The following is a 13,830-nucleotide window of genomic DNA, read 5'->3' as shown; positions in this document are numbered from 1 at the left end:
TGCGTTCTGCACAGCGATCGCGGGTCGCAATTCCGGTCCCGAAAGTTCGTCCGGACGCTCGGACGGCATCAGATGTCCGGCTCGATAGGGAGAGTCGGAGCGGCTGGCGACAACGCCGCCATGGAGTCGTTCTTCAGCCTGCTGCAGAAGAACGTTCTCAACCGTCGCACCTGGGCCACCCGTGAGGAACTGCGGATCGCGATCGTGACCTGGATCGAACGGACCTATCACCGGCGCCGCAGACAGACCGCACTCGGCCGACTGACCCCCGTCGAATACGAAACCGTCATGACCACACCGGCCACCCTGGCCGCGTGACCGAACCTGTCACCCAACTTTGCAGCAGACCCCCCGACAGCTCGCCCGCGGCATGGGGTCCTTCTTCAAGGACTGCGGCTGCGCGAAGCCGACCCGATGCCTTCATCCGTACTCGATCCGTTTCCGGGACGCGCTGGGCAAGCAGCGTGAGGAGTCCGGTTACGGCACGCAGGACGACGCGATCGAGCGCCTCACGCAGCTGTATGCGGAGAAGAAGACCACGGCGCCGTCGGTGGCGGCGGCCCGGCGTGAGCTGGGTCAGCTGACGGTCGAGGAGTGCGCGAAGCAGTGGCGGCCCCGGCAGTGCCGGATGACGGACTACTCCACGGGGAGCACGTCGACAGCTCGATCAACGTGCATATCGTCCCCCGTCTGGGGGAGCGGAAGCTGAACTCGGTCACGCCGATGGTGGTCGAGCGCTTCCTGGACAAGATGGAGAGCGACGGGGTGGGCCGGGGGAACCAGGTGAACATATTCCGGGTTCTGAAGACGATCCTTCGGACGCGTACGCCAAGGGAGCCATGGTCGACGATCCGGTGAAGGGGGTGCAGGAGCCGGAGTACGTGCGTGAGCAGGTGGTCATCCCGTCGCTCGCCTACGTGAAGAAGGCGCTGACGGTCGCCGACGAGGACCTGGCGCTGGAGATCGTCATGATGGCGGGATGTGGTCTGCGCAACGGTGAGGCGCGGGCGGTGAACGTCAACAACGTCGTGGCCCAGGACGTCTACCGGGTGCGCGAGCAGATCCACTCCAACACGCTGAAGCCGGCGAAGCTGAAGCACCGCAAGACGGGGGAGTTCCGTGAGGTGCCGCTTCCGCGGTCGGTGCGGGAGGCGATCGAGCGGTACGAGGCCAGGCACGGCACCACGAAGGGCGGCTACCTGCTGCGCGGACCGGGCGGCTACTACACCGAGGGCATGGAGCGACGCCGCGTGAGGAAGCTCTTCGCGGACCTTCCGCCGGAGGCCGGTGTGGGGATGTATGGCTTCCGCCACTACTTCGCCTCCAACGCCCTCGGCAACGGCATCCCCATCACCGACGTGGCGGAGTGGATGGGCCACAAGTCCATCGAGGAGACGTACCGGACCTACCGGCACCTGATGCCGGGCAGCATCACCAAGGCCGCCCGGATCCTCGACGCCGGCCTCTGGGAAGCAGCCTGATGTCTGCCCCCAGAGGGAACAGTAGGTATCGCCGCAGGGCGGGCAGGGCCGGGAGATCGCCCCGTCCCGCCCGCCCGTCGGTGGCTATGGCGCGGCGTATCGGTTCAGCACGTGCCGGCCGGGCGTGCGCGGGTGACGAGGTGCGTCGCGCCGGTCGTGCCGTCGAGCCAGAGCACTCGCTTGCCGGTGTCGGCGGCCGGGAAGATCTGGTCGCCGCGGCCGCAGGAGACCCGCTTCGGGCCGCCCTTGCCGTCGGGGGCCACCTGGAAGAGCTTCGGGAGCGTGGCGTTGCTCCAGGAGGTGGCCGGTGGCATCGACACGACGGTGACCGCGTCGTCCGAGGCCGTGAGGGAGTAGCCGTAGAGGGAGCCTTCGCCCGCCTCGGGCAGGACGGTGACGGGGTTCGAGCCGTCGGTGTTCACACGCTCCAGGGAGGCCTTTCCGCCGTCCTGGATGTCGACGTCCCGCAGCCAGAGGACGCCGTCGTCCGTGACGGCGGTCTGACCCACACCCATCGTCTCGGCGGGGTCGCCCGGAAGCAGGGTCTTGGTACCGGTCGCCGTGTCGAAGACCTCCGCGCCCAGGCGGTAGCCGTCGCGCTCCGGCCACATCTTGGCGTACGCGATCTTTCCGTTCCGGACGGAGGGCAGGGCGGTGGACAGGGCGTGGTCGGCGTTGTCGACGAAGCCGGTGGAGCCCGACCGCAGGTCGATATAGGCCACGTGCTCACCGCCGGTGTACGGGTCGATCAGGGAGTAGACGACGTGGTCGCCGTCGACGGCCAGCGAGGTGAGGGCCGTGCCGGAGGCCCCTACGGTCCGCTCCAGACCGCCGGCGAGGGGGCGGACCTTGATGGCGATCGACTGGGGGCCGTACTCCGCCCAGGCGACGGTGGTGCCGTCGGTGTCCGCGTACACGGCGTAGTTGCCCGTGTTGCCGCTGACGAGCTGCGGCGCCCCCTTGCCGTCGGTGCGGCCGGCCCACACCGAGTAGGGCTCGCTGCCGTCCGCGCCGGAGCGGGAGACGGCGTACCAGCCCTTGCCCGCGCCGACCCCGGTGCCGGTGATGTTGACGTCCGGGATCAGGGTGTCGGCGTCGATGCCGAGTCCCTTCTCCCAACCGTCGATGATGCCGTGCTCCGTGAAAGCGTCCTCGACGACGGCCATTTGGGCTTTGGTGGCGCCCAGCTCGCGGGCGGCGGCCGTGACGGCGGCGCGTCCGTCGGTGAAGCCGTCGAGCGGGGTCATGTAGGCGGTCAGGGCCCGGTAGACGATCCGGTCGGCGAGGTCCGCCCCCAGGTTCTGCCGGATGTCCCACAACGCCCCGGAGAAGATCGTGGAGTTGAGGTGGACGCCGCCGTTGTCGCCGCGCAGCGTGACGCCGACGAAGTCGTCCTGGGTGGTCGCGCCGTCGTCGAGGTCGCGCAGGGCGCACTCGCGCGGGGCCATCGCGGTGCACAGGTCCTCGCCGAGCAGGGCGGCGTCGGGGTCGTCCATGGAGACGCCGTTGGCCTCCAGGTCGATGGCGTTGCCGAAGTAGTCGGCCACCGCTTCGTTGATCGCCCCGGACTGGCCGACGTACACGAGGTTCGCGCTGTGCTCGACGACACCGTGCGTCATCTCGTGGCCGACGACGTCGGTGTCGGCGGAGAAGGTGTGGTAGCCGTCGCCGCCCTGGCCGTACACCATCTTCTGGCCGTCCCAGAAGGCGTTGTTGAACGGCCGGCCGTTGTTGACCACGCCGACCAGGGAGTTGACGAAGCCGCCCTTGCCGTCCAGGCTGTCCCGGCCGAACTTCGAGAAGTAGTAGTCGTATACCTTCCCGGCCGCCCAATGGGCGTCGATCGCACCGGAGTCGGTGAACTCGGCGCCGAGGTCCGTGGTGGTGGAGCGGAAGGTCTTGATGCCGCTGGGCCACGTGCCGGACGCTGAGGACGCCTCGCGGCCACGGGCGTCGTAGGTGGCCAGCAGGGTGCCGCTGAACGGGGAGGTGGCGGGCCGCTTGCTGTAGTCGATCATCTGGTAGGCGCCGTCGGTCCCCTGGTACAGGTTCACCTCCGTCTTCTCGCCGTTGTAGCGGGTGCCGGCCCCCTTGACGACGAGCTGCTGGGCGGTCGTACCGGAGGCGTCGGCCGCGTCCGTCGTGGCGCCGGCCGCCGTGCCCGTCGCGCCGAAGCTCTTGATCCCGCTGTACTGGAGGACGGGGAAGCCGGAGCGCGCGTCGACGTAGACCTCCTGCTTCACCGGCCGCCCGTCGGCCGGGCCGACCCCGGTCACGGTGATGTGCCGGGTGAGCACGCCCTTCCCCTGAGGCAGAACGACGAGCCCCTGTGCCTCGCCGGTGAGCGTGGCGGAGCCCTTCGGGGCGTCCTGGGCCGGGCGGGTCAGCGGCCCCGCGCCGAGCTGGGAGACGACGGCGCCCACGGCGCGGTCGATCGCCACCGCCTCGGACACCTCGGGCTGCACGGTGTCCAGGTCGAGTCGTGTGAAGTACCGGCCGGAGGTGCCGGTCACGGTGCGCTTGCCGGCCTTCCTCTCCATGCGGACGACGTATTCGCCGCCGAGCACGGGAACGCCCCGGTAGTTCTGACGGAGCCGTACCGTCTCGCGTCCACCCTCGCTGTCGGTCCTGCCGGCCGTCAAGTCCTTCCCGGGATCGGGAATGTGGTAGCGGTCCCGCTTGGCGGCGAGGTGGCCGCGGGCGGCGTCGGCCGCGCTGCCGTCGGCGGCCACGGGTTCGTCGAGCCCGGTGACGAGCGCCGGGGTGGCGGTGGCGGGTATCTCGTTCGTGGGCGCCGGAGCCGTGTCGGCGTGGGCCGGGGCGCCGGGCAGCAGCAGGGCGGCCGCAGCGAGCACGGCGGTGATGCCGGAGCCGGCGGCGGTGCCCGCGCGGCGGCGGCCGTACCCAGGCCGGGTGCGTGAAATGGGCAAGACGTCCCTCTTCCAATGGGCGGAGTCCGATGGGGGTGGCCACATGGAAGTACGCCGACGGCGCCCGGACAACGGAGCGGGCATGCCGAATAGTGGACATGCTCACTTGTGTGTCCACGGCGTCCGGGTCCATGATCCATCCCCATGAACTGGCCTGACAGGAGCCCCGACTGGGCGGAACTGGGTCTGGGGCCCGACGAACTGAAGCTCTACGAAGCCCTTCTCGCCGCGCCTCGGCCCTCCTCACCCGCCGCCCTCGCCCGAGCCGCCGGAGTGCCGGCCGACCGGCTTCCGGCCGCTCTCGACGTCCTCGCGCGGCACGGACTCGTCCTGCCTCCGGCGGCGGGGCGCCCGCTGCCGGAGGCGGTCCCGCCGGGCACCGCGCTGCGCCGGCTTGTCCACGTCCGCCGGTCGGAGCTCCTCGACAGGTCCTCCCGGCTGGAGCTGCTCAGCGCTTCCGTGGACAGGCTGGCCGCGCGGTTCCCGGGCGGAGCGCCCGACGAAGCACGCACCGGCATCGAGGTGTTGAGCGGCCGCGAGGCGATCGTCGCCCGCACCGAGGCGCTTCTCGCCTCGGCGGGAGGGGAGCTGGCCCTCCTCGACCGGCCGCCCTATGCCTCAAGCCCCGACGGCGGTATGCCCGTTCCGCTCGCGGTCACCGATCTGGTGGGACGGGGCGTCCGGGTCCGGGTGGTGGTGGACCGCGAGGGTCTCGATCTCCCGGGGAGGGCACGCGGGCTCAACCTGCTCACCCAGGAGGGCGTCGAGATCCGGGTGGCACCGGCCCTTCCGACCAAGTTGATCCTGATCGACGGGCGTGTCAGCCTGCTGCCGCCCACTGACGCGGCCGACCCCACGGCCGCCGCGCTCGTCGTCAAGGACTCCGTGCTCCACCATGTGCTCGTGCCGTTGTTCGAGTCCGTGTGGGAGCGGGCGGTGCCCATCGGTCCCGGCGCGCAGGACGACGTGACGGCCGAGGATCGTGAACTCCTGACCCTGCTCGCCTCGGGCATGAAGGACGAGGCGATGGCACGCCGGCTGCAGGTGCACGTGCACACGGTCCGGCGGCGCATCAAGCGCCTTCTGCTGCTCCTGGGCGCGGAGACCCGATTCCAGGCCGGTGTACAGGCGCTGCGCAAGGGCTGGTTGACGCTCTGATCGCCTCGGTCCGCCTGGCGCCGACGCGGTGGGCGGGGCCGTATGCAACGGTCGCGGGAGGTCGCGGACATCCCGTACCGGCTCGGCGGAACCAGTAACGGCCGCGTAACGCCGCGGTCGTAGGATCCGGGGGCCGTCGGTGCGGAGCGACGGCGGTCTCCCCGGCACCTTCCCCTTCCGTAGGAGCAGGCCCATGTACCTCCAGTCGGGGCGACGTTGTGGTGAGAAGGGCGGCCGCGGACGCGAGTTCGTTCGCCGCGTCGGCACCTGCGATGTCGTGGTCGGCGGCGCATCCCACGCTGACCGACCCTTGAGCGGAGGAGACGGTCGGTGCGGCGCGGCAGGGACGGCCCTCCCGCTGCCCAGGTCAGCTGCTCGACGCACGGATCTCCTTGATCCTGCGCAGGGCCGCCGGATACGGGAGCAGCTCGGCCAATCGCGACGCCTTCGCGAAAGCTTCGGCGGCCTCCTCGGCGCTGCCCCGTGCGGCGAGCGCCGCGGCGTGGACGGCGCGAGCCGCGGTCTCCGCGATCCGCTCGCCCGTCCGGGCCGCACGCTCGGCCTCGGACCGGGCGAGCGCAACCGCCCGGTCCGGCCGCCCGGCCGCCAGATGCGCCCACGCGGTGACGTGGGTGTGGCCCGTCACCTGGCCGAGCAGCACCAGCGCCTCGTCGGCCCGGCCCGAGTGGATGAACCATTCGGCCTGCGCGGTGCGGGCCTCGTTCTGTGCCTGCCGGTCGGCGCTGTCCCGTGCGGCGGAGACGGCGGACCGGAACAGCTCCCCGGGGTCGTCCTCCCCGCTGCGCATGAGGACCCGGGCCAGGGCGAGCCGGGCGTACGGGGTCGACCAGCCGAACGGAGCTCGCTCGGCCGCCCGGGCCAGCTCGGCGGCCTCGGACGTCTCCTCCAGCATGAGGTGCAGTTCGGCGAGGTTGGCCTGCTCGAAGGCGACGCCCGACCGGTCGCCGGTCCGCTCGGAGAGGGCCAGCGCGCGCCGGCCGGTGGCGATGGCCTCGCGCAGCCGGCCGGACCGGCGGGCCTGCTCGCGCAGCACGGACAGCACCGAACCCAGCAGCCAGGGTTCGCCGAACGCCTCGGCGTGCGGGAGCGCCTCCTCGGCGACCGGGCCCGTCTCGGCGAACCGTCCGGCCAGCGCGAGCGAGGTCGCCCGCAGGGACAGGCCGCGGGCCAGCAGGGCGCGTCGTTCGGCGCCCACTACCTCCTCTGCGCGCTCGATCGCATCGCCGGCCGCGTCGATCGCCTCCTCGTAGCGGCCGAGGACCATACAGGCCAGGGCCCGGCTCCCGTGGTGGGCGGCGGCGGACTGGGGCCTGACGTCGGCGGTGGGCGTCCGCGCGTCGAGCAGGGCCAGGCCCTCCCGGGCGTTCCGCATGCCGACGAGCACTTCCGCGAGGCGACCGGTGGCGAGGACCAGACCGTCCTCGTCGCCACGGCGCCGCAGTTCCTCCACGGCCTCGCGCAGTACGGTCGCCGCGTCCTCGTAGCGGCCCATTCGCCGCAGCACGGCACCCCGGTCGATGCGCGCCCAGGCGGCCTCGGCGGCCAGGGAGTCGAGGCGCTCGGTCAGTTCCGTGTAGTAGCGGTCCGCGGTGTCGTTGGCGCAGAGGGCCGCGGCGCGTTCTGCGGCCTGCCGCAGGTACGCGGTGGCACGCGGGTCGTCGGCCCGGGTGAGGTGTGCTGCGAGGGTGTCGACGGCGTCGGGACGGCGGCTGCGCACGGCGTCCGCGTAGGAGGCGTGCAGTACGCGGCGGCGGGCGGCGGAGAGCCGCTCGTAGCAGGTCAGCCGGATGAGGGGGTGGCGGAAGGCGAGACCGTCGACCGTGCGTCCGTCGACAACGATGTCACGCTCGGTGAGTATCGCCGCGGACACGGCGGCCTCCGCTCCGGCGGCGGCCTCGGCGGCGACGGGCCCGTCCCCGGGGGGGACGGCGAGGGAGGAAGTGACGTCCAGGACCTCGGACAGCGCCGCGTGCCCCCCGGCGACGGCGACGACCTCGACGACGCCTCGCGCGACGGGCGCGAGCCGGGACAGTCGTGCCGCGACGAGCTCCCGTACGCCTTCGGGTGCTGTGCTCCCGCCGCCCTCCATCAGTTCGCGAGCCAGCTCCAGTGTGAAGAGCGGGTTGCCCAGCGACAGGTCCCACACCCGTTCCGGCACGGGCGACCCCGGCGGCAGACCGAGCACGCCGGCCGCGAGGGCCAGGCAGTCGTCCCGCCCGAGCCGCTCAAGACCGACGTGCCGTGCCAGTCCCGACCGGCGCAGGCCATCGAGCACGGTCCGGCGTGGATCGTCGTCGGGAAGCTCCTCCGGGCGGTAGGTCACGGCGAAGCGCCAGGCGCCGGCCGAGCGGCGGGCCAGATGGCCGAGCAGGTGGAAGGAGCCCGTGTCGGCGGCGTGCAGGTCGTCGAGGACGACGAGTACCGGCGCCGAGGCGGCGAGGTCACCCAGCAGGGCGGCGGTGGCGGTGAAGAGCCGGTCGCGCTCATCCTCGGGGCTGCGGGCGGTGTCCGAACCGGTGCGGCCGAGGGACGGCAGGAGTACGGCGAGTTCCGGGTAGTCGGCACCGACACGGGCGCGTTCGGTGGCCGGTCGCTCGGCGAGCCAGCCGTCGAGCGCCTCCACGAACGCCCCGTACGGGGTGTGCCCCTCGGCGTCGTGACCGGCGCCCCACAGCACCACGGCGCCGTCTTCGGCGGCGCACCGCGCGGCTTCCGTGACCAGGCGGGTCTTGCCGAGACCCGCCTCCCCGCCGAGGAGCTGCACGGGGCAGGCGTCGGGAGAGAGGAGTTCCGCGAGCGCGCGGCCGCGGCCGTGCAGCGGACCGGGCGGAGGCGTGCGGAGAGCGGGGGGCAGGGTGACGCCGGACGGCCGGGTGGACAGCGCCCCGCCTCCCGGACCGTCGAGAGCGAGGAGGTGGAGTCGCTCGGTCTCCGGACCTGGACGGATGCCCAGCTCGACGTCCAGGGCCTGGCGACACGCGTGGAACTGGGATATGGCCTGGCGCCGCAGCCCTTGCCTCAGGTAGGCGCTGATCAGCAGCTGATGGGCGCGCTCCTCGGAGGGACTGGTGTCGAGGACCTTCCGGGCCGCGTCGGCCGCTTCCTCGGCGGCACCCTGTTCCAGCAGCGCGGTCCCGTGCGCCAGCCGCAGCCGGTCACGGAGTTCTCCGATCCGTTTCCGGGGCTCCTCGGCCCAGTCGGCGTACCGGTCCTCGGGCAGCAGCTCGCCGGTGAACGCGGTGAGAGCCTCGGCGAGTGCGGGGCCACGCCCCTGCTCCAGGGCTTCGGCGGCGAGCCGCTCGGCGTGGTCGGCGTCGACCCAGACGGTGTGCGGATCCAGCCTGAGCATGACGCCGTCGCTGGTGAGGTACGAGGAGGCGGCGCGCGGAGCCAGCTCCGGTTCCAGCGCGCGGCGGGCGGTGTGCAGGGCCACGCGCAGGCTGCTGACCGCCGCCTTCCGGTCCGCTCCGGGCCAGCACGCCTCCATGGCCTGATCGCGGTGGAGCTGGTGGTCGGGTGTGACGGCGAGCAGTTTGACCAGGGCCTGTGCGCTGGGACGGGGCCAGCGGTCGGCGAGGGGCGGGCCGCCATCACGTGTCACCCGGAAGCCGCCGAGGAGGTGCAGGCGGAGCAGAGGGGGCGCGGTGGCCGTGCTGGGGGAGTGTGCCGTGTGCATGAGGCGAAACAGACTAAACCCCGACTCCTGCGCGTGCGTACGCGGGCCTGGCCGGCCGCCGGCGGACCGACGTACCGGGCACGCCGTCCAGACGGCTGCGCCGGGTGGGATCGCACCCGGCTGGAAGACCGTGTGCGTAGCGGGGCACGGGCGAGGCCGGCGTCCTTCGGCGATGGTTCACCGGTCCGAGGCCTTTGCCGGTCTCCCGGGCTCTGCCATGATCACCGCTGAACGCGGCCCGGCAGGTCCGAGGACGAGGCCGAGGCGGGCAGGCGGGTGGAGCCATTGAGCGGGCCTACCGGCGGCGCGCCGGCGTTCGTCGGGCGGGACGCCGAGACGGCCGCTCTGATCGGCGCGGTACGTGAGGGCGCCGCGCTCGTCGTCGTGCAGGGGAGCCGGAGATCGGCAAGACACGCCTGGTGCGGCACAGCCTCGGCGCCCTTGACGCCCTCGACGGGCGGACGGTGCTGTGGGCGACCGCCCCGCCCCTGGCGGAGCCGTTCCCGCTCGGGCCGATCGTCGACGGCGTACGGTGCCGCGTCGACCGGGCGCCGGTCGGCCTCAGTCCCCTGGCCGGTGCCCTGCGGCCCCTGTTTCCCGAGTGGGCCCGGCTGCTGCCGCCCCCTCTCGAACCGCTGGAGACCGCAGGGGCGACCCGGCACCGGCTGTTCCGTGCCCTCGCCGAACTCCTCGACAGGATGGCCGTGGACGTCCTGGTCCTGGAGGACGCCCACTGGGCGGACACCGCCACCCTGGAGTTCCTCCTCGGCTTGACGGCGGACGGTCTCGGCCACCGGTCCCTGGTCGTCACGTACCGGCCCACCGAGGTCGACGTGGTCCGCGACGGCCGGGTGGTGGCGACGGTGCCGAACACCGGCCGTCACGCGGACCGCGACCGGATCGAAGGCCGACCGGTGTACCCGTACCGGCTGGACGACACCGGTACGGAGCGCTGCTCCGCCACCACGGCGGTCGACTTCACCGGCTCGCCGGACGATCTGAACACCGACTGACGTTCCTCCGCCCCGCCGGTCCCCTACGGCGGGGCGGAGGCGTAGGCGGGAGCCGTGGCGACTCTGCGTCGCGTCGCCATCCCGCCACCCCACGGCCACGGTCGAAGCCCGTCCGCGCTGCCAGCATCGGCGGGTCCCTCCCCTGCGATCACCTGGAGTCCCCTCCGTGCACCTGAGATCCGTCGTGGCCGTCGTCGCCACCGCAGCAGCCCTGATTCCCGCCACCGTCGCCCGGTCCGCGCCGCCACCGGAGCCCGGCCCCTCCGAGGCCGCGGCGCCCCTCACCACCGTCACCGTCCCCCTGCCGTCCGGCGACACCGTGACCGTCGAGCGCTCCGACGGGGCGATCCGCTCCGCCACCGTCTCCCCGGCACCCGGCCGGGAGGGGATCACCTTCACCACCAGCAGCGTGGGGGAGGACGACGTGACCGTCGTGCCCTCCGACGCCGAACCCCTGCTCGCCACCGGCCGGCTCGACCCCCGCCTGTTCGACGTCGGCGACCTCCTCGACGCCGGGTACGGGACACAGGGCGGCACCCCTGCCACCGACGCCGTCGGCCTGATCGTCCAGCACGCCAAGGGCGACACCGCCTCGCGGAAGGCCAGGGACGCGGCGGGAACCGCGGCGCGCCCCGGGCGCTCCCTGCCGCGCCTCGGCATGACCCCCCTCGCGCCGCGCGACCGCTCCGACGCGGCGGCCACCTGGAAGCGGCTGACCGGCGGGGGAGCCGGCCGGTCCCTCGCGGGCGGCGCCGGCAAGATCTGGCTCGACGCGCGGATGCGCGTCGCCCTGGACCGCAGCGTTCCGCAGATCGGCGCGCCCCGCGCCTGGCAGGACGGCTACACCGGCGAGGGCGTCACCGTCGCCGTCCTCGACAGCGGCTGGGACTCCGACCACCCCGACCTCGCCGGCCGCGTGACGAGCTCCGCCGACTTCACCGGCACCGGAAGCGCGGAGGACGACAACGGGCACGGCACCCACGTCGCCTCCACGATCGCCGGCGTCGACGCCACGTACCGCGGTGTCGCGCCCGACGCCGGCCTCGCCGTCGGCAAGGTCTGCGACCGCACCGGCTCCTGCCCCACGTCCGCCGTGCTCGCCGGCATCGACTGGGCGGTGAACACCGCCCACGCCAAGGTCGTCAACATGAGCCTCGGCGGCCCCGCCGACGCGGACGACCCGGCGGTCCTGGCGATCGAGGACCTGTCGGCGCGGACCGGCACGCTCTTCGTCGTCGCGGCCGGCAACGAGGGCGAGTACGGCACCGGCACGGTCGGCTCGCCGGCCACCGCCGACGCCGCCCTCGCCGTCGGCGCCGTCGACGCGCAGGACCGCCTCGCCCCCTTCTCCAGCCGAGGCCCGCGCCCCCACGACAACGCCGTGAAGCCCGACGTCACCGCACCCGGCGTGAACATCGTCGCCGCGAAGCTCGGCGGCGGACACACCGCGAAGAGCGGTACGTCGATGGCGACCCCGCACGTCACCGGCGCCGCCGCGCTCCTCGCGCAGGCCCACCCCGACTGGACGGGCGAACGGCTCAAGGCCGCGCTGATGGGGACCGCCGTACCCACCCCGGGCCGGTCTCCCTACCAGCAGGGCGCCGGCCGCGTCGACGTCGGCCGCGCCGTCGAGGGGACGATCCTCGCCACGCCCGCGAATCTGACGACGACCACCGGCTGGTCGCTGGGCTCGGGCAAGGACACCGGCCACACCGTCACGTTCACCAACTCCGGCGACACCGACACGACCCTCGACCTCGCCGTCGAGTCGCCCCTCTCCCCGACGGCCCAGCCGGGCAACGCCGCTCAGTTCTCGGTGGACCGCGACCGCGTCACCGTCCCCGCTCACGGGACGGCCGGCGTCACGGTCACCACGCGCGCCTCGCTGCTGCCGCACGGGCCGTGGTCCGCCGTGCTCACCGCCTCCCACGACGGCCGGAGCGTGACCCGCACCCTCCTCGGCGTCGACAGCCCCGTCCCCGCGCGCACGGTGACCGTGCGCGCCGTGAACCGCGACGGCACGCCCGCCACCGGCACCGCACTGCTGGTCAGCCGCTGGACGGGTGACCGCTACCCGGTCCGGCTCAGCGGCGGCACCGGCTCCGTGACCGTGCCCGAGGCCGAGTACTGGGTCGGTATGACGATCATCGGCGGCACCGGCGCGGAGCGCACCACCACGCTCGCCGCGACCTCCGTCACGCCCGCGGCCGACACCGCGGTGGAGCTCGACGCGCGCACCGCCGCCCCCGTCCGCGTCGACGTGAACGACGCCGGGGCGCGGGCCACGGCCACGCAGGCCGCCCTCGCGATGCCGGCCGGCACCGGCACGTACACGATGAGCGTGGTGACCACGGGAGCGGCCGCCGGCTCGTCCCTGTACGCGACCGCGTTCCCGCACGCGGACGTCACGTACCGTACGTTCGCCGTGCTCGCGGCCGACGGCGCCTCGTCGGTGGCACCGAGCCCGTTCTTCTACCACGTGACGCGCACCTGGGACGGCGGCGTGCCCGCCACGCCGTCCTTCTCCACCCGAAGAAGCGAACTGACCGACGTACGAATGGAGTTCGACGCCCAGGGTGCGCCGTCCGCAGGCACGACCGCGGCGGCGCCCGACCACGGCGCGATGCTCCCCGTCCACATCGACCAGCCGGTGGCCTTCCCCTCGACGGTGCACGACTACCGCACGGAGGGCGACTGGCTCGACCGCGCCACGGTCGCCGGCCGTCAGTCCTTCGTCACCCCGTCGACGGCCTTCGGTCCGCGCGAAGGGCGCGAACTGCGCTTCGGGACCGCCGTGGTCGGCCCGGCGCTGCCCGCGGCACCCCTCCGACGGGTCCGGGACACCATGCTGTGGAGCCCCACTCCGTGGTTCGTCGACGGCGATGGCAGCCGGGGCGGCACCGACTGGGGCTCCACCGGCACGATGACCCTGTCCCGGGACGGAGTGCGGGTGGGCTCGTGGAACGCCCTGGGCGCCGGCACGAGCACGGGCGTCCCGGCGTCCGAGGGCCGCTACACGCTCACCGCGGACGTCGCCCGAGCACAGTCCTACGCGGAACTCTCCACCCGCGTGCGGACGGAGTGGGGCTTCGACTCGGCGACCGACGACGGGACCGGCACCGTACTGCCGCTCATGGCCGTCCGGTTCGCCCCGCGCGGCCTGGACGACCACGGCCGCGTCGCCCCGGGTGCCACCACCCGCGTGGACCTCGCCGTCCAGCGTGCGCCGGGCGCGACCGGGGCCGCGGTCCGGCGTACGACCCTCGACGTCAGCTGGGACGACGGCGCCACGTGGCACCCCGTCGGCGTCCGGCCCGCCCAGGGCGCCTCTCCCGAGCACGCCGACGTCACCGCCCCGGACGGAGCCGCGTCCGCTTCGCTCCGCGTGACGGTCGAGGCGAGCGACGGCAGCACCCTGACCCAGACGGTCATCCGCGCCTTCGGAGTCCGCGCGGGGAAGTGAGGGTGAAGCGACACCGTCGCCGACCCGGTCCCGGCACCTTGAACCGCAGGTGCCGGGGGCGGGTCGGCCCCGCATCCGGCCCTCACGC

Annotated in this window: 8 protein-coding genes; 6 read left to right on the top strand and 2 right to left on the bottom strand. The window is 73.4% G+C overall.

What is annotated here, in order from left to right:
* From IE287_RS11720 to IE287_RS38460, 3 genes are all read left to right on the top strand, one after another.
* The coding region (locus IE287_RS11720; protein WP_189847730.1) for an integrase core domain-containing protein at positions 1 to 318 on the top strand (318 nt) is incomplete at its 5' end.
* Positions 319 to 337: 19 nt separating this feature from the next.
* On the top strand, positions 338 to 709 hold the full coding sequence (locus IE287_RS38465; protein ID WP_229883417.1) for a hypothetical protein: 372 nt from the start codon (positions 338 to 340) through the stop codon (positions 707 to 709).
* 130 nt (positions 710 to 839) lie between these two features.
* Complete coding sequence (locus IE287_RS38460) at positions 840 to 1,481, top strand: tyrosine-type recombinase/integrase (protein WP_229883416.1); 642 nt, start codon at positions 840 to 842, stop codon at positions 1,479 to 1,481.
* A gap of 104 nt (positions 1,482 to 1,585) precedes the next feature.
* Here IE287_RS38460 and IE287_RS11710 read toward each other — a convergent pair whose 3' ends face one another.
* Positions 1,586 to 4,405, bottom strand: coding sequence for a M4 family metallopeptidase (locus tag IE287_RS11710; RefSeq protein WP_229883423.1), 2,820 nt, complete (start codon positions 4,403 to 4,405; stop codon positions 1,586 to 1,588).
* Positions 4,406 to 4,555: 150 nt separating this feature from the next.
* Here IE287_RS11710 and IE287_RS11705 point away from each other — a divergent pair, with 150 nt between their 5' ends.
* Positions 4,556 to 5,569, top strand: coding sequence for a TrmB family transcriptional regulator (locus IE287_RS11705; protein ID WP_189848887.1), 1,014 nt, complete (start codon positions 4,556 to 4,558; stop codon positions 5,567 to 5,569).
* Between the two features lie 367 nt (positions 5,570 to 5,936).
* Here the strand turns inward: IE287_RS11705 and IE287_RS11700 are convergent, their stop codons facing one another.
* Entirely contained in the window at positions 5,937 to 9,266 is a 3,330-nt protein-coding gene (locus tag IE287_RS11700) for an ATP-binding protein (RefSeq protein WP_189848886.1), read from the bottom strand.
* A 401-nt stretch (positions 9,267 to 9,667) separates the two neighbouring features.
* On the opposite strand from IE287_RS11700, the gene IE287_RS11695 reads away from it, so the two are divergent.
* Together IE287_RS11695 and IE287_RS11690 are read left to right on the top strand one after the other, a co-directional pair.
* Complete coding sequence (locus IE287_RS11695) at positions 9,668 to 10,279, top strand: AAA family ATPase (RefSeq protein ID WP_268254976.1); 612 nt, start codon at positions 9,668 to 9,670, stop codon at positions 10,277 to 10,279.
* 166 nt (positions 10,280 to 10,445) lie between these two features.
* A complete protein-coding gene (locus IE287_RS11690; RefSeq protein ID WP_189848885.1) occupies positions 10,446 to 13,742 on the top strand; it encodes a S8 family serine peptidase in 3,297 nt (1,098 codons plus the stop codon).
* Positions 13,743 to 13,830: the final 88 nt, after the last annotated feature.

It is taken from the genome of Streptomyces omiyaensis (assembly GCF_014650895.1).
GTDB classification, from domain to species: domain Bacteria; phylum Actinomycetota; class Actinomycetes; order Streptomycetales; family Streptomycetaceae; genus Streptomyces; species Streptomyces omiyaensis.
Note: the sequence above shows the minus strand (reverse complement) of the source record. Positions and strands in the feature narration are given on the sequence as shown.

What these genes read in the sequence shown, in the direction of transcription:
- IE287_RS38460 (WP_229883416.1), top strand. Translation starts at nt 840, where the DNA reads ATGGTCGACGATCCGGTGAAGGGGGTGCAGGAGCCGGAGTACGTGCGT.
- IE287_RS11705 (WP_189848887.1), top strand. Translation starts at nt 4,556, where the DNA reads ATGAACTGGCCTGACAGGAGCCCCGACTGGGCGGAACTGGGTCTGGGG.
- IE287_RS11700 (WP_189848886.1), bottom strand. Translation starts at nt 9,266, where the DNA reads ATGCACACGGCACACTCCCCCAGCACGGCCACCGCGCCCCCTCTGCTC.